At 47.1% G+C, this 24,428-nt stretch carries 22 protein-coding genes and 3 pseudogenes; 4 read left to right on the top strand and 21 right to left on the bottom strand.

The window, feature by feature from the left end; genetic code table 11:
* Positions 1 to 39: 39 nt before the first annotated feature.
* The 8 genes from HJV72_RS06810 to HJV72_RS06845 all read right to left on the bottom strand — a co-directional run bounded on the left by HJV72_RS06810 (position 40) and on the right by HJV72_RS06845 (position 9,358).
* Positions 40 to 1,506, bottom strand: coding sequence for a cohesin domain-containing protein (locus tag HJV72_RS06810; protein ID WP_208069740.1), 1,467 nt, complete (start codon positions 1,504 to 1,506; stop codon positions 40 to 42).
* Positions 1,507 to 1,591: 85 nt separating this feature from the next.
* Positions 1,592 to 2,824 (bottom strand): LCP family protein, encoded by a 1,233-nt coding sequence (locus HJV72_RS06815; protein WP_243765553.1) that lies wholly within the window; start codon positions 2,822 to 2,824, stop codon positions 1,592 to 1,594.
* 104 nt (positions 2,825 to 2,928) lie between these two features.
* Positions 2,929 to 4,023, bottom strand: coding sequence for a UDP-galactopyranose mutase (gene glf, locus HJV72_RS06820; RefSeq protein ID WP_208069742.1), 1,095 nt, complete (start codon positions 4,021 to 4,023; stop codon positions 2,929 to 2,931).
* Positions 4,024 to 4,030: 7 nt separating this feature from the next.
* Positions 4,031 to 5,551 carry a lipopolysaccharide biosynthesis protein gene (locus tag HJV72_RS06825; RefSeq protein WP_208069744.1) on the bottom strand — a complete coding sequence of 507 codons (1,521 nt, stop codon included), beginning with the start codon at positions 5,549 to 5,551 and terminating at the stop codon, positions 4,031 to 4,033.
* Between the two features lie 2 nt (positions 5,552 to 5,553).
* Positions 5,554 to 6,630 (bottom strand): glycosyltransferase, encoded by a 1,077-nt coding sequence (locus HJV72_RS06830; protein WP_208069746.1) that lies wholly within the window; start codon positions 6,628 to 6,630, stop codon positions 5,554 to 5,556.
* A gap of 9 nt (positions 6,631 to 6,639) precedes the next feature.
* A complete protein-coding gene (locus HJV72_RS06835) occupies positions 6,640 to 7,620 on the bottom strand; it encodes a glycosyltransferase family 2 protein (protein WP_208069748.1) in 981 nt (326 codons plus the stop codon).
* 15 nt (positions 7,621 to 7,635) lie between these two features.
* Positions 7,636 to 8,649 carry an alcohol dehydrogenase catalytic domain-containing protein gene (locus tag HJV72_RS06840; protein ID WP_208069750.1) on the bottom strand — a complete coding sequence of 338 codons (1,014 nt, stop codon included), beginning with the start codon at positions 8,647 to 8,649 and terminating at the stop codon, positions 7,636 to 7,638.
* Positions 8,642 to 9,358, bottom strand: a complete 717-nt coding sequence (locus HJV72_RS06845) for an IspD/TarI family cytidylyltransferase (RefSeq protein ID WP_208069752.1) — start codon at positions 9,356 to 9,358, stop codon at positions 8,642 to 8,644. Before HJV72_RS06845 ends, HJV72_RS06840 begins: the two co-directional genes overlap by 8 nt.
* Positions 9,359 to 9,555: 197 nt before the next feature.
* Here HJV72_RS06845 and HJV72_RS20485 point away from each other — a divergent pair.
* The 3 genes and pseudogenes from HJV72_RS20485 to HJV72_RS06855 form a co-directional block, all read left to right on the top strand.
* A pseudogene (locus HJV72_RS20485) lies at positions 9,556 to 9,876 on the top strand (helix-turn-helix domain-containing protein); the annotation flags it as partial.
* Between the two features lie 36 nt (positions 9,877 to 9,912).
* Positions 9,913 to 10,242 (top strand): helix-turn-helix domain-containing protein, encoded by a 330-nt coding sequence (locus HJV72_RS19740; protein WP_243765554.1) that lies wholly within the window; start codon positions 9,913 to 9,915, stop codon positions 10,240 to 10,242.
* Positions 10,242 to 10,958: an IS3 family transposase gene (locus HJV72_RS06855; RefSeq protein WP_330618860.1), complete on the top strand. Its 717-nt coding sequence runs from the start codon at positions 10,242 to 10,244 to the stop codon at positions 10,956 to 10,958. The genes HJV72_RS19740 and HJV72_RS06855 overlap by 1 nt, the downstream gene beginning before the upstream one ends.
* A gap of 26 nt (positions 10,959 to 10,984) precedes the next feature.
* Here HJV72_RS06855 and HJV72_RS06860 read toward each other — a convergent pair.
* Together HJV72_RS06860 and HJV72_RS19970 are read right to left on the bottom strand one after the other, a co-directional pair.
* Positions 10,985 to 11,893, bottom strand: a pseudogene (locus tag HJV72_RS06860) (IS3 family transposase).
* A gap of 207 nt (positions 11,894 to 12,100) precedes the next feature.
* The gene (locus HJV72_RS19970; RefSeq protein ID WP_256435915.1) at positions 12,101 to 12,223 is read right to left on the bottom strand and encodes a hypothetical protein; all 123 of its coding nucleotides are present in this window, start codon (positions 12,221 to 12,223) and stop codon (positions 12,101 to 12,103) included.
* 577 nt (positions 12,224 to 12,800) lie between these two features.
* Between HJV72_RS19970 and HJV72_RS06870 the strand changes: the two are divergent.
* A pseudogene (locus tag HJV72_RS06870) lies at positions 12,801 to 13,685 on the top strand (IS3 family transposase); the annotation flags it as partial.
* Positions 13,686 to 13,797: 112 nt separating this feature from the next.
* Here HJV72_RS06870 and HJV72_RS06875 read toward each other — a convergent pair.
* The 11 genes from HJV72_RS06875 to HJV72_RS06920 all read right to left on the bottom strand — a co-directional run bounded on the left by HJV72_RS06875 (position 13,798) and on the right by HJV72_RS06920 (position 24,272).
* Positions 13,798 to 14,169 carry a hypothetical protein gene (locus tag HJV72_RS06875; RefSeq protein ID WP_243765557.1) on the bottom strand — a complete coding sequence of 124 codons (372 nt, stop codon included), beginning with the start codon at positions 14,167 to 14,169 and terminating at the stop codon, positions 13,798 to 13,800.
* A gap of 6 nt (positions 14,170 to 14,175) precedes the next feature.
* Positions 14,176 to 14,364, bottom strand: a complete 189-nt coding sequence (locus HJV72_RS19750) for an HD domain-containing protein (protein ID WP_243765558.1) — start codon at positions 14,362 to 14,364, stop codon at positions 14,176 to 14,178.
* Between the two features lie 127 nt (positions 14,365 to 14,491).
* The gene (locus tag HJV72_RS06880) at positions 14,492 to 15,505 is read right to left on the bottom strand and encodes a Gfo/Idh/MocA family protein (protein ID WP_208069754.1); all 1,014 of its coding nucleotides are present in this window, start codon (positions 15,503 to 15,505) and stop codon (positions 14,492 to 14,494) included.
* Between the two features lie 39 nt (positions 15,506 to 15,544).
* On the bottom strand, positions 15,545 to 16,525 hold the full coding sequence (locus tag HJV72_RS06885; RefSeq protein WP_208069755.1) for an ABC transporter permease: 981 nt from the start codon (positions 16,523 to 16,525) through the stop codon (positions 15,545 to 15,547).
* Positions 16,526 to 16,537: 12 nt separating this feature from the next.
* Entirely contained in the window at positions 16,538 to 18,031 is a 1,494-nt protein-coding gene (locus tag HJV72_RS06890) for a sugar ABC transporter ATP-binding protein (protein WP_208069756.1), read from the bottom strand.
* A 158-nt stretch (positions 18,032 to 18,189) separates the two neighbouring features.
* The gene (locus tag HJV72_RS06895; protein ID WP_330618862.1) at positions 18,190 to 19,086 is read right to left on the bottom strand and encodes a reverse transcriptase domain-containing protein; all 897 of its coding nucleotides are present in this window, start codon (positions 19,084 to 19,086) and stop codon (positions 18,190 to 18,192) included.
* Positions 19,087 to 19,422: 336 nt separating this feature from the next.
* Positions 19,423 to 19,830, bottom strand: coding sequence for an IS110 family transposase (locus HJV72_RS06900; protein WP_208069757.1), 408 nt, complete (start codon positions 19,828 to 19,830; stop codon positions 19,423 to 19,425).
* 578 nt (positions 19,831 to 20,408) lie between these two features.
* A complete protein-coding gene (locus HJV72_RS06905) occupies positions 20,409 to 21,434 on the bottom strand; it encodes a sugar ABC transporter substrate-binding protein (RefSeq protein WP_208069763.1) in 1,026 nt (341 codons plus the stop codon).
* Between the two features lie 93 nt (positions 21,435 to 21,527).
* A complete protein-coding gene (gene iolE / locus HJV72_RS06910) occupies positions 21,528 to 22,424 on the bottom strand; it encodes a myo-inosose-2 dehydratase (protein ID WP_208069765.1) in 897 nt (298 codons plus the stop codon).
* A gap of 25 nt (positions 22,425 to 22,449) precedes the next feature.
* Positions 22,450 to 23,415 (bottom strand): transketolase family protein, encoded by a 966-nt coding sequence (locus HJV72_RS06915; RefSeq protein WP_208069767.1) that lies wholly within the window; start codon positions 23,413 to 23,415, stop codon positions 22,450 to 22,452.
* A gap of 17 nt (positions 23,416 to 23,432) precedes the next feature.
* Entirely contained in the window at positions 23,433 to 24,272 is an 840-nt protein-coding gene (locus HJV72_RS06920; RefSeq protein ID WP_208069769.1) for a transketolase, read from the bottom strand.
* Between the last annotated feature and the right edge of the window lie 156 nt (positions 24,273 to 24,428).

The following is a 24,428-nucleotide window of genomic DNA, read 5'->3' on the forward strand; positions in this document are numbered from 1 at the left end:
CCTGTAAGGTTCTGCGGGATGTATAGGATACGCGGTCTGTTAATCTAAATCTATAAAATCCACCTTAAACAAATCGTCTGTCTCCTCGTGTCCACGTTTCTTCGTTTTCGGCTCTCCGAGCAAGTCGTCCAAATCGTCTATCTCAACGTCATATGAATCATCATATGGTTCAAAGTCGTCTTCATCCATCAGGTCGTCTTCATAGTCGTCAAAGTCGTCATCATCGTAGGAATCGTCGTCCAAATCGTCTTCTTCAAAGTCGTCCTCGTCAAAATCATCGAAGTTGTCTTCGTCTTTCTTCTTTTTGAGCCCGGACCTTGTCGCCGACTTCTCTTTCACCGCCGGCTTGTTTCTCTCCGGTTCCTCCTCTTCATCAATCCCGTATTCGTCATACAGGTCATCTAATTCGGCATTGCGGTTGTGGAGCTTCACCGCCAGAACGATAATGAGGATAAGGACGATAATCACGCCGAGACCCGCTATGAGGACCATCATCTGGATATTCTTGTCGATAAAACGTCCAATCTTGCCCATCAGGGAATCATCTGTCTTCTCTTCCGTGCTGCCGGAAGCTTCATAGCGCTGATATGTTCCCTCGCTGTCGTCATACTGGTAATACCCTTTATCCCCGTTGCTGTTCACGGCATACACGACATAGAACCCGTCTTTTTCCGTATTCTGCCATGCGGGGAAATCTTTTCCGTTCAGCGTCAAGGTCACTTCCTGGAATGTCTTTGGCAGTTTCTTGCCGGCTTTCTCACTGAGAAGCGCTATAGATGTCGTGTCTGAGATATTTATCTGCTCAAAAGGAGAAAAAGTTGCGTCGTCTGCATTGTAAAGGAAGAAGTCGCCTTTCCCTTCCCCGTCCAGAAGGTAGCCAAGCGTAATTCCGCTTGCTTCCTGAGTCACCATCTGGCGGGCCTGGCCCTCAAACTGCACTTCTGTCTTCGTATAGCCAGCCGGAATATCGGCTTCCGCAAAATTATCGGATAATTTGTATGCTGTCCCGTTTACGTCCACTTCGATGTCATCAGCGCCTGATGTGCTGCCTGTGTCTGTAATCTTGGAAGGGTCGCCTTCCGCTATCTTGACCGTTGAGCTTCCCTGATCCAGAGTAAGAGTTCCGCCGCCACTGGAAGCTATCGTTGCACCAGCCACGCTGATGCTCGTGTCACCTTCTTTTAACGCCTGGAACTTCATGTTGAACGTCGCTTCCTCTGACCCGCCGGAACCGGTACAGGTAAGGGAGCCGTCGCCGTCAGCCTCTACCCCGTCTCCGGCGTCGAATCTGAGCGCCGAGCTGTCATAGGTCAGCTTTACCTCTATATTGCCGAGGCTGCCGCTCGTCGACTTGACCACACATTTCACATCTACCATATCCCCGACCGCCGTCTCCGGGTCGCTAAATGAGATACGCCCGTCCGCCGCCTGGGCAACCATTGAAAAACAAGGGACACATAAGCACAGACTTAATAATATTATGCTGATCTTCTTTAATATCTTCATGTTTTTATCCTCTTTCTCCTTCGATTCAAATCATCAATACTAGAAATATTCTATCACATCCGACCGGATTTTACAAAAAATGTTTCTACTCATACGTACCGGAACCGTCTGTGTTGCCGTACATCCCTCCTGCGCCGTCCGTTCCGGAGTCATATCCGCCATTCGCATTGCCGCCGGTTCCGGTGCTGCCGTCTCCATCTACGCCGTCTCCACTGCCGTTGCCCTGATCCAGCGACGCCGGCCTTACGACGCCGGTTAAGTAAGATATCTCGTCCGATATATTACGGACCGTCTCTGATACGTCCTGGGCTTCCTCATCCGGATACAGGAACTCATGCAGCTGCTTCACATTTTCAGCAAGGCCGAGGGCGATGACTACGCTTCCCGCATTCTGGTATGTGAGACCGTCTTCTACATCAAAAGGAAATCCTGTATTTTCTCCAAGCTTGTATTTTGTGACATCCGATGCAAGGCCAATCAGTTCCTTCAGCGAAAAGCTTGTAGATACCTGTTCAAATACCGTATCGATAATCTTATTGATAGTGGACAGATCTGTATGCATCACTTTTTCAAATATCTTCTCAATCACCAGCCTCTGCCGCTCTGTACGGGTATAGTCACCACCGGCCGTGGAACGGATACGCGCATATGTAACTGCCTGCGTCCCATCCAGATGCTGCTCTCCCGGCTCATTTATGAATTCAGCGTCCGTTCCTGCAACATCTGCCGTCTCCTGAAGGTATTCATTCATATACTGGACTTCTTCCTGCTTGATATCAATATCAAGGCCGTCCAGCAGGTCTATCGTGTCAACAAGCGCTTTAAAATCAACCGTCACGTAATCTTGTATATCGAGATCCAGGTTTTTATTCAACATACTGATAGATTCTGCCGGCCCCCCCGCAAAATACGCATGATTTGCCTTGTTATAGCCCATGTTCTTCTGCTGCAGAAGTGTATCCCGGTAGATAGAGGCAAGCCTTATCTCTTTCGTCTTGTTGTTGATCGAGGCTACGATAATCGTATCTGCGTGTGTTCCCTCTTCCAGCTGTCCATCTCTGGAGTCGCCGCCGAAGAGCGCTATCGTCGTGTATCCTTCTTTCTCTTCCACGCCCTCATTAAGCTCAAGGTCCTTCTTGTCGATATTAACCGCCTGCAGCTTATCAAACTTCATCATTGCGTATGCCACGCCTGATAGCAGAAGCAGAATGATGACTTCCACTACCAGCACGACAGCCCTGCGTCTTCTTCTCTGTTTCTTCTTTCTCTTTGCCTTGATTGCTTTCTCGGCCTTCAGAGACTTTTTATTTTTCGCCATAATCCGTTCCCTTTTTACATTTTGCTCATTAATCCTACATTATATTACTATATTATGGAACAATCCGCAACTTCTGCCTGCCAGACTACTGATGTTCAAAAATTTTACAGGTTTTCCCTTGCACAGGCAAGCGCTTCGGCAACGATATGGTGCATATCATAATATTTATATTTTCCAAGCCTGCCGCCAAAGGTGACCTTCTCCTCCCGCGCTGCTTCCGATGCATACTTCTCATACAGTTGATTGTTGCGCTCGTTATTGACCGGGTAGTATGGCTCATCCCCCCGTTTCCATGGAGCTGAATACTCTTTTGATACGACCGTCTTCGGTTGTGTGCCAAACTCAAAATGCTTATGCTCGATGATTCTCGTATAAGGAACCTCATATTCCGTATAATTCACAACCGCGTTCCCCTGATGGTTCTCCTCATCAAGCACTTCCGTCTCGAACCGTACAGAACGGTACTCGAGCTCCCCGTATTTATAATTGTAATAGGCATCGATAGGACCTGTATATATGATTTTGCCGCATATGCTGTCCAGCTCTTCTTTCTCTTCCAGATAATCCGTATCCAGCCGTACCTCAATTCCATCCAGCATCTTCTCTATTATCTGTGTATATCCTCCGATTGGAATGCCCTGGTAGCAGTCATTAAAGTAATTGTTGTCATAAGTCATCCGTACCGGAAGCCTTCTGATTATCTCAGGCGGAAGCTCTGTTGCCCTGCGGCCCCACTGCTTCTCTGTATACCCCTTCACCAGCTTCTCATATATATCTTTTCCGACAAGGTTGATAGCCTGTTCTTCCAGATTCTTCGGTTCGGCCACTCCATACTTCTCAATCTGCTCTGCTATCTTCTTCCGTGCCTGTTCCGGTGTGACGACACCCCACATTTTGTTAAATGTATTCATATTAAACGGCATGTTATATATCTCACCTTTATAATATGCAATCGGGCTGTTCGTATACCTGTTGAATTCGGCAAACTGACGGATATACTCCCACACTTCTTTATTGCTCGTATGGAAGATATGCGCCCCATATTCATGTACCTGGATTCCTTCCACCTCTTTTGTATAGATGTTGCCACCTACATGGCTTCTCTTTTCAACAACCAGGCAGCTATATCCTTTTTTCCTGGCTTCACTGGCAAATATCGAGCCAAATAATCCTGAACCTACTATCAAATAATCAAACATATCGTCATTATCCTCTCTGTCTTCCTATACTTTTCATTCTCTGTACTACTTTTTTAAATTCTGCCGGCTCACATACATAGTTCAGCCCGAGCAGCACTGCCAAAGATATGCCTCCTGTGATGACCGCATAGATGCCCCAGGTCAAAAACGAAGTCATCTGCTGTGGCACGATGTTCATCAGCAGACACACGATGATGACGACTGCAAGCACATTGCGCGCAATTCTCTTCAACGAGATGATTCCCGTCCCTTCTACGAGATACTTTCTGTTGTACAATACAATCTCCACCGAACGGTATGCATAAGAACATACGGTGCCGAACAGCACACCGTTCATCCCGAACTTCCATACGAGCGAAAGGGACACTACGATATTAATGACAGCTTCTAAGACAGCCTGCCCTCTCGTCTCTTTGAAATGCCCTGCGGCACATATGATTGTGAGTCCCGGTATCCTGACATTCTGCAGAAATATGATGAGGGTAAACAACATAGCCGAGACTGGCCTTATATAGTTGGCATCCGTCACATGCAGTGTATAGATGGAAACAAACGGCAGAAGCAGAACGCCCATACAGGTACACACACACATCAGTATAATCATATACATATATTCATAATTGGAGAAACTGTCCTTTAACACATCCTTTTCCCCTTTGGATATCACTTCTCCAAACCCCGCCGTCAATCCATTCGAAAATGAAGTGAGCAGCAGGTTCATAGCATATATGACCATATTATAGATTCCATATACGCTCACTTCTATGAGCGACCGGCTCCCGAGGCATATCGTCAGCAGCACCACGTCCGTATTGTTCACGATAACGCCAACAATCTGGTGCAGCAGCGCTGCCCCCCGCTGCTTCAGGCCGTCCATCTTCGGCTCCGCCTGAAAGTCCACTTCTTTATACCAGCGTCTGACATATGCTTTTACCAGAAAGAACCGCAGTATATACACGAGTGTCGCGATTCCCTTTACCAAAAGCACATTAGCATGATTATAGATAAGCAGGATCGTGACTGCCATGTTTAATGTCGTGCCGAGCGCCTGTATATAAGCAATCACATATCCCTTTTGGTTTGCTGTAAGCAGCACTTTGTATTTGCCAAGACAAAAATAATCAACCAACGTACTGCTCGCCAGAATCAATATCATCGTTCTCACGAGAGAGGCACTCAGCTGTTGGGTGATAAGGTACGGATATATGAACACGAATCCTGCCACGAGAGCTCCGAACAGATAGCCTGACCTGTTATAGAACCTCCTCGTCGCTGACAGGATACCATTGATCTCATTCTGATTTTCCTCTGCCAGCGGTCCGTACAGCGCGACGACAGATGCCGTCCCGACACCGGCCTCGGCAAGGCCAAGATATATGAGGAACTGGTTGACCGAGGTCACCATGCCATTTATGCTGGAACCATATGCTTCCAGAAAAAATCGCGGAAGAACTATACCTGACAGAAACACGATTACCTGCAGAAATATATTGGCAATCATGTTCTTCATCGCTTGTCTGCTTCTCATCACTACTCCTCAATCACATCTATCCATTCTTTCAGGATATTTTCTTTACTGAACTTGTCCTTCATACCGTCATATTCCGCCATCTCCCTGCGTATATCCTTGTCTGCCATCAGCTCTTCGATTTTTTTTTCCATCTTAGCCAGATCATAAGGCGGTATCAGAAATCCGTTCCTTCCTTCCTCGATAATCTCATTCGGACCCGTCTCGATATCAAAACTCACCATCGGAAGGCCGACAGCCGCCGCTTCCAGCAATACGAGCGGAAGCCCTTCACGGTATGAAGGCAGGACAAGAAATGCATAATCCAAATAGAGCCTGTAGGCATCTTTGACATTTCCTTTCAGGATGAGCTGGTCTCCCAGAGCGTATTCCGATACTTTGGCTGCCGTCTCCTCAAATGTCTCGCCGGTGCCAAACACGTGCCACTGCCAGTCAGGGTGGGCAGGCAGCACGGCCTTCGCCACTTCTACGAGCATATCATACCCTTTTTCTTTTCCGAACCGGCCGACAGATAATATCTTCTTCGACTCGGTATCGTATCTCTTTTTTGCATGGACTACTTTATCCTCGATCCAATTATAGATGCATCTTACTTTTCCGGGCTTAAGATGGAATCTGGATATATAATCCCGCCTTGTCTTTTCCGTCAGGACGATGACTTTATGGGACGTCAGCGCATCCCAGAAGCGGATGGCCGTTATATCTTTCTGCTTCCACTGGTTCATCAGCCCCCCATGGTCGCAGTAGATATATCTCGCCTTTGTAAAAAAGCGGGTAAAAGAAGCAACCAGGGCCGGATAATTGCCCATCAATATGACAACATCAATCTTATTCTCTTTTACAAAACGGATAAAAGGCCGGAACGTTCCCTGAATCATCCCACGTAGACGCTTTTCACCGGTCAGCCCTTCTATGAACACCACTCTTCCATCTAATTCATAGGCGGACTCTCCGCCTTTATTAATAGTATATACAAAGGTTTCATATATGCTGCTCAGCTCATTGGCTAAGGAAGCTGTTACCTGTTCCACCCCACCGGTTACTGACATATCAAAATCCACAAAACAAATCTTCTTCATTCTTATCACCTATGAGAACAGCCCTTTGCTCCTTTTTTCATTAATCCTCGTCAATGTGCGGTACAGCCGGACATTCAGCAGAAGGGCAATTGCCCCTGTTTTTCTGGCTTTATGGAAATATGGATTCCTCATTATGCGAATCGTATTTCTTTTCAGATACTGTTTCACCTGCCTGTATTCCCGTATCTTCCAGTACCGTTCTTCCTGTAGCATCCGGTCCAGTATCGCAAAATATGCCCAGATCAGCTTGAATCTGGCCTCCGGCAGTATTGCCGGATATTTTTGCTCTACGACACGAAGCGTATCTTCATAGGCGTAGATGAACATCATCGCATCCGAGTCAAACTTCCTGGTAGTAATGCTGTTTTCACGATGCACATAATAATACAGGGGGGTCGTATCCACGTGAACGCTCCGTACCGTCTGCATCAGTTCGGTATGAAATCCGACATCCTCATATACGATACCTTCCGGATACCCTATGTCCTTAAGAATCTCTGCTTTGATCAGCTTATTGCATGAGCTTCCCGGTATTTTTTCCCCAATCAGGAGCAGTCCGAATGCCTCAGCGGTGTCGCATACAAACTGTTCGGTACCTTCATACTGGGGAATACATCTGTTCTGGTATACGTTATATAATCCGCACGTTGCCATGTCAGCATCACTGGATGTAATGTTTCTATAGAGTATTTCTACCATATTTACGGCGATATAATCATCGCTGTCGACAAATAAGATATACTTACCCTCCGCTGCTGCAATACCTACATTCCTGGCCCTTCCAGGCCCCATGTTTTCCTGTGTCAGATAACGCACCCGTTCATCCCTGCCGGCGTAGTCCATGCAGATAGACGGGCTGCCATCAGTCGAACCATCGTTGACGAGTATAAGCTCGAACGCTTCAAACGTCTGTCCCAATATCGAATCCACGCATTTGTTCAGATATTTTTCTACATTATAGACCGGAACAATAATGCTAACTGCTGCCATAAGCTATCTGTCTCCTTATAATCCCCATTCAAATACGGTCTTAAACGGTGTATTTCTGTCCATTCTGAATACTCTGTGGATATCTTCCACAGAGCTGACTTTCTCATCTTCAAATATTATCATATCCAGACGCCTTTGAAAACGCTCATTTTTCATCCAGCTCACAGCCTGCTCAAAATCTGCTCTGCCCGACCTGCTGCTTCCAATTACCGCAAGCCCCTTCTCCAGTACGTCTCTTGTGTTCACTGCCACGCGGTTCTCACTGACTCCCATCAGCATCACCGTACCCTGTGGGTTGATGTGGTTGATAATATCTTCTATCGCATAGTAGCTCCCATCTCCGCCACAGCATTCAAATGCGTGGTCTATCTCAAACGACGCAGGCAATTCCTCTCTCAGCATCGTCTCGTCCGTAAACGTAAAGTAAGACAGTTTTCCCGGATTCTTGCCTATGACAATAATCTCACTGCCCGGATACGCCTGTTTCAGCAGATTTGCCACTATGAACGACAGGCTTCCGTCTCCCCAGACTCCTATCCTGTTCCGGATTCCATGGGAAATGCATTCAAATCTCCGGATACTGTGTGCGGCAACGCTTACAAACTCTGTGATTGAAGCCAGCTTCTGCGGTATGCCGTCATGACGGACGAGCCGGTCTTCCGGCAGGCTGATAAATTCTCTCAGGAATCCATCCCTTCCGCTGGACAGGAAGCCAGAACCTTTTGCATAATTCTCTAATATGATATCGCTGTGTTCTCCCGGCACGTTCGGGATAAGCACAACTTCTTCTCCTGATTTAAGCTTTCCTGCCGGGTCGAACAGCACTTCGCCGCAGCACTCGTGAATAAGTGCCATCGGAAGCTTTCTGTCAAGGATACTGCGCTCACGCTGCCCTGTATAATATCTCTGGTCCGCATGGCAGATCGACATATACCGCGGCTTGATGATGACCTGGCTCCCGAACTGTGCCTCTTCGTATTTGACGGATAATGTACCAGGCGCTACTAACTGATATACATAATTAATCAACGACTTTTCCTCCGACCATAGCCTGCGCCACTTTATAATCACTCACTGTCGTAATCTTCAGGTTAGAAGGCTCTCCCTTGACGAGATATACCGGTTCATTCTGCACAACCGCAATCTTACATGCATCTGTCAAAACTGCTTTCTCCTCTTCCCCCAATGCCTCATATAGTCTTTTCAGAAGATTCACCTGAAAGCTCTGCGGCGTCTGTCCCTGGTACATCTTGCTCCTGACGGGGATATCTGCAATCATATTTCCATCCTCTGACACGACGATAGTATCCGTGGCCGCAATCACGGTATCACATATATTATGGCTCAGTACCGCTTCTATATTATCGTTGATTATCCGCGATGTGACAAACGGACGGACAGAATCATGCGTGATGATATAGTGCTCTTCGCTCTCACCGTAATCCCTCTCAACAGCATCCACGATATTCATAATGGTGGCATTGCGGTCGCCCCCGCCAGATACGATATGGACACATTCTTTCCGGATATGGATGTATTTATCTACCAGATCCTCCATGTGTACCACCCAATTCGGATGTACTCCTATATATATCTGTTCAATCTTTGGGCATAGCAAAAACTTTTCCAACGTATGGATTACCATAGGCTTGTCACCGAGATTTAAAAACTGTTTCGGCATATCTGCCATATTCATCCTCGAACCGATACCACCAGCCAGAATCCCTCCAAATACCATATCTATCCTCCATAATAATCATTTCTTAATCTATTTTTAACACTCGCGTAACATATTATAACAAATTTCACCAGTGACCTCAACCGGAACAGCTTAATATTCCATTAATTCTTCATGAATAATCACGACCACCCGTCAACTGATATGATACCCTCAAGTAGGACACTAAAATATAAAAACCTACTTGTGGGTATTTTATGTCCAAAAAAAGTAAAATTGATGCACTAAAGAAAGTAAAGATTGTAGAACAGTATCTGAATGGAGAGATCAGTCAAAAAGGCGCTGCCAAAGTATGCGATGTAAACAAACGGAGTGTTCAGGATTGGATCAGAATCTATAAGACAGAAGGTCCCGAAGGATTATTGGCACCGCAAACAAACAGGCGGTATTCCAAAGAGTTAAAATTGCAGGCGGTACACGCTTACCTTTCTGGAGAGGGATCTTTGGATGAAATATGTGTAAGATTTAGAATCCGGCAGCATTCTCAACTCATGAATTGGATCAGGGTGTATAATGAGGGTAAGGAATTAAAAGAACTTACCGGAGGTAGCATCATGAAGAAAGCCAGAAAAATGACACTGGAAGAAAGGCTCTGCATAGTGAAAGACTGTCTTTTCCATGACCGGAATTATGGCGCAATGGCTCTGAAATATAGCTGTTCTTATCAACAGGTACGAAACTGGGTAGAGCGATATGAAAAGATGGGGAATGCAGGATTGGAAGACAGACGCGGAAGACGTGCCGCCTCCCAGTCAAGCCGTACACCAGAAGAAGAACTGCGGGACCGCATTGCAGAGCTGGAGCGTAAAAATAGAGATTTACAGATGGAGAATGACCTGTTAAAAAAAGTAAGGGAATTGGAAAGGGGGAGTCGCTTTCTCTAATACATACATTATGCGAATACCAGGCAGTCAGTGAATTAGCTGAAACGAACGGATATCCGGTCAGACAAATGTGCCGATACCTCGGAATTAGCCGTTCTGCCTATTACCGTTGGCTGAAGCATCCAAAGAGTGAAAGTGAGCGCAAAAATGAACAGATTGCGGATCTTATCAGGGAAATACATCAGTCTCATCCAGATATGGGATATCGGCGTATCCGTGATGAACTGGCTGTAAATTATGGGACGCTTGTTAATGATAAACGAATCCTGCGGATCTGTCGTAAGATCGGAGTCCAGTCATCTATCAAATGGAAGCCGAAGAGCTGTACAAAAACAGACAGGAATCCTACCCATATTGCAAAGAATTATCTTCATCGGGAATTCCATGCAGACAGTCCCAATGAGAAATGGCTGACGGATATAACTGAATTCAAATATTATACTGGGGTAGAAGTTCACAAAATTTATCTGAGTGCGATCCTTGATCTGTGTGACCGCAGGATCGTTGCATTTAAAACCGGCGATCATAATGATATTGCTCTTGTAATGGATACATTTGACCAGGCGGTAGCCACAGAACCGGATGCACATCCGCTTTTTCATTCAGACAGAGGCTTTCAATATACAAGTCAGGCGTTTTACAACCGTCTGAAAAAGCACCATATGAAACAAAGTATGTCCAGAGTGGCACACTGTGATATTGTCAATATTAGTTGACAAATTTTTCTCAAAGATATCACGGACTATGCTGCCAGTTCCAAAGCCTCATAATACTGTTTGCGTTTTATCATAGGAGGAAGGCCGCCATTGGCAGAGCAGATTCTCCGATTGTTCCAGTAGCTAAGGAAATATCTCCAGATGAGTACCTTTAATTCTTCTACCGTCATCTGCTCTGTATTATAGCGGTCATAGAGAAGTTCGGTCTTCATCCTGGCCCACATACTTTCACAGCGTGCGTTATCGTGGTAGCGTCCACCGGTACTGTTCATGCTTTGGCGGATATGGTGTTCCCGGATTGATTTGCGGTAGGCTTCGCTGGTATACTGCGTTCCGCGGTCACTATAGATAATAGCGCCTTCCAGGGCCGGATAAGCGGTGAGAGCGTTCTCCAAAGTATGGACACACAGCTCCGCCTTCATGTTCGTTTCCATTGCCAGGCCGAGAACGCCAAGATCAAAGCAGTCGAAAATCGCGGATACATACAGTTTCCCATCGGACGCCTTAATCTCCGTGATATCGGTGACACACTTTTCCAATGGAGCCTCCCAATGGAACTCCCGTTTCAGCAGGTCATCGGATTTCATGGCTTCCCGGTCGGCTTTTGTAATCCCGTTCGGTTCCCTCTTGGGGCGATGGCTCAGGCCAATCTGCTCCATGACCCGCTACACGGTACGCTCACTGGGAATAGGAACTCCCTCCGGCTGCTTCAGCAGCAGTGCCTGGTACATCCGGACCCGTCCGTAAGTATCGTTGCATTCGTCCTCGCTGACGATTTCTTTCATGGCCTCAGCCAGATCCTGATACTTCCACGGGCGATCCTTATTGGCAAGATATTTATAGAAGCCTTGCCTGCTGACCCCAAGCATACGGCAATAAAATGCAATTTTCCTTTTGAATCTGCCATCCTCTGTCTTGAGAGCCAGAAAGATCATTCTCTGGTTTTTGCTGACTTCCGATGGCTGGCGGCGAAAAAAGCACTGGCTTCCTCCAGGAACTCGTTTTCTTCCTTTAAGCGGCGGATTTTCTTATCCTGCTCTTTGAGACGCTTACGCAGCATTGTAATTTCTTCTGACAGGCTCATGGCGCTGGCAGGAGTATGGGAGCCTTCCCCGATATCCAGCCTGCCGGCTCTAACTGCTTTAAGCCATGTGTGGATAGTCCCTTCGGGGGATCCCTAATTCTTTAGCAGCCTTAGCGCCACCGATTTCTTTCGCCAGCTTTACTGCCTGTACTTTGTATTCATGGTCATATTTACGTGCCACTTTGAGTACCTCCTTATTCTCATGATTTTATTATGAAATCCTTGAGAATAAGCTGTCAACTTTTTTATACCACACCAATATGTGGGTAAGGCTGAAATATGTTGCCATGAATCTGAAAAAGCTGGCAATGTGGAGGTGGAAAGAGCGCCTCTTGAACAGTTTTTTTAAATGGTACATATTCATAATAGAAAAGAACCTCTATTCGGCAATAGCCGGATTGGAGTGGTAACTTTTAAGTAGAGTCGTAAAACGCACCAAATATATGTTATTATCAAAACATAGGAAGGTGAGAAAAAATTCAAAGAAGAAGCGGTTAAGCTTTCTGATGAAATTGGAGTAAAAGCCGCAGCGGCTCAACTCGGGATCCCGTACTACACTCTTTCCGGTTGGAGAAACAATCGAAAAAATACGGCTCTGATACTTATGTAGGCAGCGGGCATAAGAGGATGGCAGCTGACTCTAAAGAACAGCGTATTCTCGAACTTGAAAAAGAAAACACTGAGTTAAAACATGCAAATGAAATCCTACAGGAAGCTCTTGGTTTTTTCGCACAACGCCGAAAGAAGTAAGAGCACATCAGCGCTACCGTTTTATCTATGAACGTCATGATAAACGATGGACAATAAAACTTGTGTGTAAGATCCTCAGCGTCAGTGTATCCGGTTATTACAAATATAAGAAAAATATCGGAAAACCTGGCAAGGATACGATTCTTTTGGCAGCCATAGAAGCCATTCCGAAGGAATCTCCATATAATGATAATTATGGTGTACCTCGCATGCAGTTGGCATTAGCCATGAAGGGATTAAAAGCTGGAATCCGAAGGATTACCCGCATCATGTGGGAACATGGCTGGCTTCACAGACCGCATCGGAAACCGCAAGGTCTTACCCATGCTACAACAGAGGTTCAGGAAAAAGAAAATCTGATCAAGCAGGATTTTTCTGCAAACCAGCCCCTGAAGAAACTTCTGACAGATGTTTCTCAGATTCAGTGTCCAAACGGGAGACTCTACATCTCACCGATACTGGATTGCTATAATGGAGAAATACTTTCTCTCATCATGAGAGACAACATGAAAAAGGAACTATGTATCGATACAGTTGCAGTTGTCTCAAAAAGATATGATCTTGAAGGTGTAATCCTGCATTCTGACAGGGGTAGTCAGTATACCAGCGATGCTTTCAGAGAGGCATTAACTCAGGCTGGTGTTAGACAAAGTCTTAGCGGTGTAGCGCATTGTTATGATAATTCCCGGATGGAAAGTTTCTTCGCAACATTAAAGAAAGAACTTCTCTATCGGATGCCAACGTATAAAATGAAACGTGAAGATGTAAAAAGTATTATCTTTCGATATGTATTCACTTACTATAATCAGAAGAGAATATATACCTCAAATCCGGGAGGGTATCCTCCTGCTATATACAGAAAGCTGCAGGAGGAAGTTCTTCTTGCAGCATAGCTGTCAGAGAAAATTTAGTGAGTTTATACGACTACACTTTTCTTGACAATTCCACCTGTTTTTTGGCCTTTTATCTCCGTTTTCCTAAAGTTTCACAAACCAAACGCAGCCATTATAATCCCAGCACGCCCGAAATGGCACCCATCTCTTCCAGCGCAACATCAAGCAGGTCATCCAGGCTTAATCCGGTAAATTCAATTGCTTCCATATAATCTCTGTTCGCGCCCGACGCAAACCGAAGTTCATTGAAACGCTTCATCACAGACTTATGCTTTACACTGGCAATCCTCTTATCCGGGTAAATCTGGGCTACCGCCTTCACAAATCCGCTCATAGGGTCTGCTGAAAGAATGGCATATTGAATGTTCGTCCTGGCCTTCACACCGCTTTTGGGGTTGTGGGCGCAGATAGCGTCAAACAACACCTTATCATCAATTCCTTCTTTCTTCAGAATCTCTACGGAAGTAGGCCCATGCACGCTCATGTCATGCTACCAGTCACACTGCTCCTCATCCAGGTCATGAAGAAGCCCTACGATTCCCCAGTACTCTACGTCATTTGGGGCCAGGCGTTTCGCAAGCCCTTTCATAATCGCCTCCACCGAATAAGAATGCGTAATGTAATTCTCACCCTTCATATATTTCATCAATATCTCATGCGCCTTCTCTCGATTCTTCATACTTCCTCCCTTTTACTAAAACGTTATCCATTGACACTATTATAGAATAGAAAAGAATACCCTGTCAAATGCTCCTAAGCCCGCAGGGTATTCTCTTACTTCCTTACCCTCGATGAACAAGGGTATATCATATTCTGACGATCTGCCCGGTTTTCCAGGCTTTTGTAGTGGCAAATCCAATCCGTGTAGACATAGTACCGTCGTACACCGTGACGCCAGGTTTACGTCCTGACAGCACACAGTCTACAAATTCTTCCATCTCCAGGCGATAGGCGTCGTCAAACCGCGTCCCAAAATTCTCTACACACTCCGTCAGGACTCCCTGTCCATTATAGAGTACGGACAGGTTTTTCGCAGGAACAGGGCTGACACGGATGGAGCCCTCCGTTCCAATAATCTCTGTCTCAACATGATAGCCATGAGGTGCGGTGCGCCCCACATGGATCGAACCGACAGCTCCATTCTCAAACTGATAGATCGCCACGCCAGTCTCATCATCCCCGGCGTCCTTGAATTCCAGATGCTTAAACGTAGTTCCCAGAGCGTACACCGACGTTGCTTCCGCGCCTAGAAACCAGCGCATCAGATCAATATCATGAATCGCCATATCCAGAAAAATACCGCCGGAAGTCTTCGCAAAACGGATTGACCCCTCCACTGCCGACTCCGGGTCTATGCCCGTGGCCTTTACCATGTAAGGCGTGCCGATGGCACCTGCGTCAATCTTTTCCTTTGCATAAGCATAGGAGGGATCAGACCGGCGCATAAACCCCAGCATAAATGTCAAATGAGGATTCCTCTCTACCGCTTCCTGTGCCATCTTGCATTCTTCCAGCGTAACCCCCAGCGGTTTATCCGAAAATACGTGTTTTCCGGCGTCCAATGCAGCGGCAATCTGCCAGCAGTGCTCCGACGAAGTGGTGACAACCACAACAGCGTCAACATCTTCATCCTGAAGCATCTTTCGGTAATCAGAATACGTCCGGGTAACTCCCAGCTCTTTTTCGGCGTACGTAAGCTCCGGCAGGGCAATTGAGCAGGCAGCTACCAACTTAGCATTCGGTATCTTATTCGCAATATTATTTGCGTGGACCTTGCCCAGACGTCCCAGCCCCGCAATGCCGATACGAAGTTTTTCCATCTTCATCCTCCAATCTAAAATGTATTCCTATATTATGGCTTAATTTTTAGCTGCCGCCATCTGTCTACTTTTTGCCTCCATCCGCTCACGGGTGATATCCAGAAGGACAGCCACAATAATCACCAGGCCTAGCACCATATTCTGCACCGCAGAATCAAAGGCCAGAAGAGTGAATCCATTCCGCAGAGTCGCTATAATCAGCGCGCCAAGCATGGCCCCCAGCATCGTACCCTTGCCGCCCATGAAAGAAGCGCCGCCGATAACACAGGCAGCGATGGCGTCCGTATCATAGGGCTGTGTCGCGTTTACACCGTTACAGATACCGGACCGCCCAACGGATACGATCCCTGCAAGGGCTGCCATAAATCCTGACAGCGTATAGCAGAAAGTCAGAACGTTCGCCGAATTGATCCCTGACAGGCGCGTCGCCTCCATATTTCCCCCGGCACAGTATATCGAACGCCCAAGAGCAGTCCGTGTCAGAAGAACATGGAGAATAATGTAAATAATGATAACCATGATAAAGCTGACCGGAAAACCGCCCACCGTTTTCGTGCCCAGCGCCATGACGCCCTGCGGGAAGCCATTCACCATCTGAGAGCTTGTGACTACAAGAGCAGCGCCCCACAGCAAGTTCTTCATACCAAGGGTTGACACGAAGGGATGCGGCAGGTGCAGACGCGTCAGCAGCGACCCGTTGATAAAGCCGATTAACGTACCTGCCAACAGAGCGACAACAATCATAAAGACCGCATTGTTCACCTGCATCTTCACCATCATACCCATGAGGCATGCACAGAATGTGGCGTTCGCTCCCACGGAAAGGTCAATTCCTGCCGTAATCAGACAGAAAAGCATTCCTGTGGATAAAAGAGCATTGAAAGAAGCCTGTTTTAGAATGGACATAAAATTACTATAACTTAAAAACTTGTCGCTGGTAATGGTCCATATAATGCACAGAATAATCAGTGCACCCAAAGTGCCAGCTATTGATACAAAACCACTGAATTTTTTCTTCATCGTATTCTTTACCTACCTTCCCCATGCCGCTTTCATGATACTTTCCTGATTAAACTCATCGCTTCCGGCCTCCATCTCCCCTGTGATTCTTCCCCTGCGCATGACGATGACCCTGTCGCTCATACCCAGAATCTCAGGAAGTTCAGAGGAAACCATGACGACACATTTTCCTTCCTTTACCAACTGATTCATCACATTATATACTTCAATCTTAGCGCCCACATCAATACCGCGGGTCGGCTCGTCAAAGATATAAATATCCGCCTTTGTGTTAATCCATTTGCCAATTACCACTTTCTGCTGGTTTCCGCCGGAGAGCTGGCCAACCCTCTCATCTATCGTAGGCGTCTTAATGCGCAGAGCTTCGATATTGCTCTCACTCACCTTATCAATCTTCTTCTTATTCAGCAGTAAACTGGATACGAATCCCTTCAGATGGGCAAGAATCAGGTTGTGTTTTACCGCCTCTTGCAATACCAGTCCCTGACCTTTCCTGTCCTCAGTAAGAAAAGCAATGCCCGCCTTGATTGCATGGGCGGGATTTTTAATTTTCACTTCCCTGCCGTGCACGTATATCCTGCCGCCGTTAATTGGATCCGCTCCGAATATGGCCCGCATCGTCTCCGTCCGCCCGGCCCCTACCAGCCCGGCAAATCCCAGAATTTGACCGTTGTAAGCTTCAAAACTGACATTGTGCAGCACGCCGCTTGACTCCAGACCTTCCACCTTAAGGGCTACCTCCCCTTTTGTTCCGAATTCCTTGGGGAAGAGATTATCAAGCGTACGCCCCACCATAGCTCCGATGAGAGAGTCACGGTCCCAGTCATTGATATCACGGGTGTCAATATACTGGCCGTCGCGAATCACGGTCACACGATCGCACAGTTCAAACAGTTCCTCCAGCTTGTGGGATACGAAAACAATACCGATTCCCCTATCCCTTAAGTTCCGGCAGGTTTTCATAAGCTGCTTCACTTCCTGCTCCCCAAGGGATGAGGTGGGTTCGTCCATGATAATCATCTTCGTGTCAATCATCACCGCCTTCGCAATCTCCATCATCTGCTGGATTCCCATCCCAAAAGTGCCGGCGGGCTTTTCCGGTTCTACCTCTTGGCCCAGTGAGGCCATGATTTCCTTTGCTTTTTGATGCATTGTCTTATAGTCCAGCAGACCGCCCGGACCTTTTATCCATTTATTGATGAAAATATTATCCGTAATACTCAGCAGCTTCTCGATATTCAACTCCTGGTACACACAGGCAATGCCTGCCCCGGCAGATTCATTTGGGTTTGCAAAAGTTTTTTTCTCTCCGTCCACATAGATTTCTCCTGCATCCGGTTTATACACGCCGGTCAGAACCTTAATCAGCGTGGATTTTCCCGCCCCGTTTTCGCCAATCAGCCCAAGAATCTCCCCCGGCTTTACTGCAAGCTGCATATTGTCAAGAGCCACAACGCCTGGAAATACCTTCCTACAGTTTTTAAGCTCCACAACATATTCACTCATCGAAACACCTCCTCAATCGGATAGGGGGGTGATTAGTCCCCCTTCCACACCACCTGGCATACTGTTCAGTACCAAGGCGGTTCAATAGTTTACACGTAACTTTTGATAGTAGGCTGACACGGACAGATATCCAAGTCAGTCTACTATGATTGTTTTGGTTAATACAGAGTTAAGCATTCCCGCGCTCTCCATGTTCCCTTTCGGCAGTTAGCCAATTCATGTGCCTTCCATTCTGGTAAGTGTAGCGCTCTAAATATCCTGTACCTCGTGCGTACCTTTTTCCATTGTTTCCAGTTCACCGCCCGGATTCTGTGGCGTAACCATTCGTCCGTTTGCTCCATCAGGCTCTTCATGTCCGCATAGCGAAAATAGTTAATCCACCCATTTGTGTATTTCCTTAGTTTCTCTTCTCTTTCCGAGTTGCTCCACTTGTTCCCTCTGGTTGTGAGTTCCCTTAGACGGTTTTTCATCTTTTCCACTGATTTCGGGTGTACCCTCAGCCTGCATTTCCCTTTATTTCTGTAAAATCCATAGCCGAGGTATTTGATTTTGCCTACGTGGCTAACTACTGTTTTCTGGAGATTACCTTTCAGGAATAGTTTCTCTGTGATGTTCGGCACGATATGCTTCAAGGTTCTTTCCGCACTCTTCTTACTCTTGCAGAAAATATTACAATTATCGGCGTATCTCACGAATTTATGTCCTCTTCGTTCCAGCTCCTTGTCCAGTTCATTCGGCATGATATTCCCACATAGTGGACTCAATGGACCTCCCTGGGGAACCCCTTCCTTGGTAGCTTGGAAGCTACCGTCCTCCATAACTCCGGAGTTCAGGTATTTGTGTATCAGCGATATAACTCTGCCGTCTTTGACCGTCCTCGACAGCACCTCTATTAGCTTGCTGTGACTGACCGTGTCAAAGTACGCCTGTAAATCCATGCTGACCACATACACGTATCCCACGTCCACATATTCCTTACATCTTCCGAGGGCTTCGTGCGCTCCCCTTCCCGGCCGGAAGCCAAAACTGTTGTCCGAAAACTGTTTTTCAAAGATAGGCGCAGTTCCTGAGCGATTGCCTGTTGTATCACCCTGTCCACCACCTTGGGCACTCCCAGTTTTCTTACTTTTCCTTTCTCCTCTTTAGGTATCTCTACCCGCCGGACTGGATTTGGTTTGTATTTCCCTTTCCGCAGCTGCTCTACCAACTCGCCCTGATGGTTTCTCAAGTAGGGTAGAAGTTCATCTACCTGCATTCCGTCAATTCCACCAGACCCTTTGTTGGCTTTCACCTTCTTGTAAGCAGCGTTTAGATTATCGCTGCGTAAGATGGTATCAAACAGGTTGTCCGTCCAAAAGTCCGTGTTGGTGTCAGGGCTCCCGGTAATCCATTCATGGGCGTACATCATCATCTTTATCCGTCGGGATGTGCACTGCATGATATCCTCCATATGCCAGGCACTGGGCTATCATAAGCGCATCCCTCTTGTCTGTTTTAATCCTCTTCCCCTGCTGTGTCAGCATTGTGGTCGGCGCAAGGATCACGCATCGGATTCCTTTTTTTACCAGTTCATGATACAGGGAAAATCCCAAGCATCCCGCCTCATAGCCGCACAGAATATCGCATTCATCTTTTATCTTTGATTTTATTTTTTCGATAAACTGTACGATATTGTCCGGATCCGGCGTTACTTTCACATTTGCATAGATGATGTCATTCCCGTCAAATCTCGGCTCAATGGCGCATAAAGTGTAATTTGTGCTATGGACATCCATTCCAATTCGTAGTATTCTTTTCATAAGGTGACCTCCTTTTGTATGCGGTAATCCCTGTTACCATTGTTTTTTCCAAAACTTAGTATACAGGTAAATCCACGTTGCTACAAATGTGGGGTCACTTCATATTGTCCTATTGTTCAGTCCTTCCCGGAACATCTATAGCTCTCCGGTACTATGACCTCTGCTGACCTCTCACAGCAAGCTTTACTCCGTATCTACAAATGTTATATTGTTCTAACACATCCGTGAAATCTCCCCGGGTACTCACACGTTCTTTCCCTCCATGTCCCCACCATCTCTACTATGCAGGATTCCGTGCAGTTATCGGACTTCGACTTGTATAGCAGCCTTATCCTCCTGCTTTAGCCTATAAATGGTTTCTGTTCGTTGGGGCAGAGGTTTGCCGACACCTTCCTTCAGCCCTCTTAAACCTCGCGGCAAGAACCTTGGTGTTCAGCTATATCCTTCCCACTGCCGGGCGGATTCGAGACTTGCACTCGTTAGAACGTGCACCCGCCGGGCGCACTATAATAATGCACCCCGCCCGTCTACGCCGGGCGAGGTGTTCAGGATTTCATCCGTATCTGACCTGAGACAGACTATTCAAGATAACCTTTCAACTCATCCAATCTTTCCTGAGCGCTAGACTCATCCACAACCGTAGCTCCGGCGTCAATAAATTCGTCCAGAGTCTCGCCGTTTAAAGCGCGCACAACTGCGTCAACCGCCTCATAACCCATGTTATAACCCTGCTGGCAAACGGACATGGTCAGCTCACCCTCCAGGATAGAATTGCAGGCAGACTGAATCCCGTCAAATCCGAGGAAGATGGTATCCTTGTACGCCTCATTGCCTGCAGCGGTACGGGCAGCGGCCATAGCCATGTCGTCATTGTTTGCACAGATGATGGCAATGCCTTCGGGATGACTCTGCATAATTGCCTCCATACAGTTCACTGCCTGGTCGGCCACTGCGTTCGCATACTGAATTTCGTCGGCGAGGAATTCTCCTCCGGCTTCCTCAATCCCTTTCTTATATCCGCTCATACGCGACTCATTGGTGGAATCGCCCTGAACGCCTGCGATTTCAATCGCCTTAATCTCATTCCATCCGGCTGCCTTTGCGGCCTCTACAGCAGCCTTGCCGCCAAGCGCGCCTGCATTTTCATTACCTGTTCCAACAAAAGACAGAACTTCCGGAGCGTCAATGTCCGTATCCACAGCTACGATTGGTTTCTCACATCCGGCAATCAGTGTTGTAACCGTGTCCGCCTGCAATGGAGCAATCACATATCCGTCAATCGTGTCCAAACTCAGATCCGTCTCAATCATATTGAGCTGCTCATCGTAAGCAGTCTCTGAAGTTGCACCCTTTACCTCCACCGTGACATCCGGATTTTCCGCCATGTACGCCTCAGCGCCTGCCACAACATAGCCCCAATACTCAGATGAAGTCGTTTTCAGAATAACAGAAATATTGTACTTTCCGTCGCCTCCGCCGGAATCAGATGCCTGCGTATCTCCTCCGTCTCCTCCGTCTGTCTTCTCACCGTCGGAACCCCCACATGCTACCAGCGATAACATCATTGCGCCGATAACCAGAATTGCCATCAGTTTCTTTTTCATAATTTCTCCTTTCCTATCATAGCATCCTATGGTTTTGGCTATGATAATTAAATATTTTAAAATGACTTATGCCATTTTAATTCGTTATTTCAGCTACAGACCCGTATGCTCTGCAATATATTCTCTGGCCTTTATCGCATACTCCAAAGGATTTGCTTTCCCAGGGTCCTGCTCTGCTTCCACCACGACCCACCCTTCATAGGCCGCCTCCTCTAAAATCTGAAATATAGGTCCAAAATCCACATCTCCGTCGCCAGGCACCGTAAAGGTTCCGGCGCGCACCCCTTTTAAAAAGCTCCATCTCTCTCTTTTTGACTGCTCTACCAGCGATTTGCGCAAGTCCTTTAAGTGTACATGGCGCACACGGTCTACGTACCTACGCAGTATCCTCTCCGGGTCAATACCGGCGAAAGAAAGGTGCCCGCTGTCAAAAAGCAGGTACACCAAAGCAGGGTCCACCGCATCCATGAAGCGGTCAATCTCCTCCTCTGTCTGCACGACGGTTCCCATATGGTGGTGGAATGTAAGAACCATTTCCTTTTCTTTTGCAATCTTCCCCAGTCTGTTTAAACCGCACGAAAGCCTCTCCCATTCCTGGTCGTCCATGACATACTTTCCTTCCCAGATGGGATAATCCAGCATCCCCTGTGTGCTGTAGCTCTGTTCCGACACGCCGATACAGTTCGCCCCAACCTTTTTCAGAAAGTCACACTGCCGGATAAATGCCTGCTCAGTCTCCTCATAGGGTCTGCTTATCAAAAAAGAGGAAAACCATTGATTACATACGGTAAGCCCTCTTAAATCCAGTGCTTTCTTCAATACCGCCGGGTCCGCAGGGTAATGGCTCCCCACCTCTGTCCCCTGAAAACCTGCCAGCGCCATCTCGCTGACTGTCTGTTCAAATGTATTTTCTTTTCCAAGATCAGGCATATCGTCATTTGTCCAACCAATAGGCGCAATCCCCAATGATACTCTATTTTTATCTAACATCTTTTTGCTCCTTTGGAAATATTCTTTATTTTGTTTTGCGTAAAAGGACTTTCTTAACCTTCCTTATAATATGGTCTGACGTAAGGTCAAATCTGGTCCGCAGATAGTCCTGGGGACCAACCTCTCCGTATACGTCCTCCACCGCCACATACTCGACAGGCACAGGCTCCTCTGCCGCAAGCGCTTCCGTTACAGCGCTGTAAAGCCCTCCGATTTTGTTGTGGTTCTCCGCGGTCACCACAGCCCCCGTCTGCTCCGCATATTTCACGACACACGCCCGGTCAAGAGGCTTTACGGTAAACATATCCACAACCGCGGTTTCAATGCCTTCCTTCGCCAGCTCCCCGGCTGCCGTCAATGCCTCATGGAGCATAATGCCGGTTGCAAACACGACAACGTCCTTTCCCTCTCTTAAGGTAATCCCCTCCCCAATAGGAGTTTCTTCCCCGTCAGCATATATTTTTGCATAGGCCTTACGCCCACACCGGATATATTTCACACCCTTCCTGTCCGAAACTTGGTTCAGAACGCTCACAAGCTGATTCCCGTCCGCAATGTCAATCACCGTTGCTGTGGGGAGCGCACGGTACAACGCCATATCCTCAAAGGGCATATGTGTCCCCCCGTTAAAAGCAGCGCAGATGCCAGGGTCTGTACCGATTACCGTAATATCATTCCCCGCATATCCAGCGGACAGAAATACCTGGTCATAACAGCGCCTTGAAGCAAACGGTCCGAATGTATGGCAGATAGGCTTGAATCCCTGGGACGCCAGCCCCGCCGCAATCCCAATCATATTGCCCTCTGCAATTCCGCAGTTGACGGCTCTGTCCGGGTTTTCCTCAGCCCATTTTGCTGTTCCGATACAACTCATCAAGTCAGCGTCCAGATAGATGACATCCGCATCCTTTGCTGCCAGCGCCGGTATCTCTTTTCCCAGGACTTCCTTGGGAGGCCGCTCTTCCATCTCACCATTATATACGATCTTCATCTTTTCACCTCCCTTGCCTATTCCATTTCAGCCAACTTGGCACGCAGCCCGCTAATCCATCCGTCAAACTTTCCTTCGTCCACTGCCATGCTGTGATTGTTCATTGTCTCCTCTATTTCTGTCACCCCATATCCTTTTGTGGTGTCCAGCACAATGGCAAAAGGCTTATCTTTGCCCTCTCTCGTCCTTTCCAGCGCTTCGTACACAGCCCCCACATGATTGCCGTCAACTTTCGCAGTCTCAAATCCAAACGCTGCCATCTTGCTATCTAAATCCTCATTGCGAAGAACATTCTCTGTATAGCCGTCCAGCTGCTTCTTGTTCCAGTCAATCAGGACAACCAGGTTGGACAATTTCTTCGCAGCAGCAAACATAAACGCCTCCCAACACTGCCCTTCATTGAGCTCTCCGTCTCCCACGATTAAAAAGGTGCGGCAATCGTGTTTCTTAAGTTTGTCTGCCAGCGCAATACCCACAGCTAGAGACGTACCCTGCCCCAGGGACCCGGTTGTCATGTCCACGCCGGGTGTTTTGCGGAAATCACAATGGCTGGGAAATCTGGTGCCAGGCTGGTTCAGTGTCTGAATCTCCTCATAGGGATAGAAACCCTTTAGCGCCAGCGTCGCGTATATGGACGGACCGGCATGGCCTTTTGAGCACACCAGTTTATCTCTCTGTGGCATCTTTGGATTCCCAGGATCCACTCTCATCTGGGAACCATAGAGCACAGCCAGCGCGTCGCATATGCTGAGTGCTCCGCCAATATGTCCGAATCCACGGGATTTAATGGCCTCAACAGTGCCAATCCGGATTTGTGTTGCAAACTTCTGTAAACTTTTCTGCATTTCGGCGTCCATTTCATATCTCCTCGTATAATAAGTGTATAGCCAGTAGAAATTGATGGTTATGCACTTATCTTTTCTATAGATTTATAGATGAGCTGAGACACCTGGGATAATACCTTTCCATCTCATCTACATTGGTTATTAGTTACATAGGTTATTCTGTGGTAT

Source organism: Extibacter sp. GGCC_0201 (assembly GCF_017566055.1).
In the GTDB taxonomy this organism is placed as follows: domain Bacteria; phylum Bacillota; class Clostridia; order Lachnospirales; family Lachnospiraceae; genus Extibacter.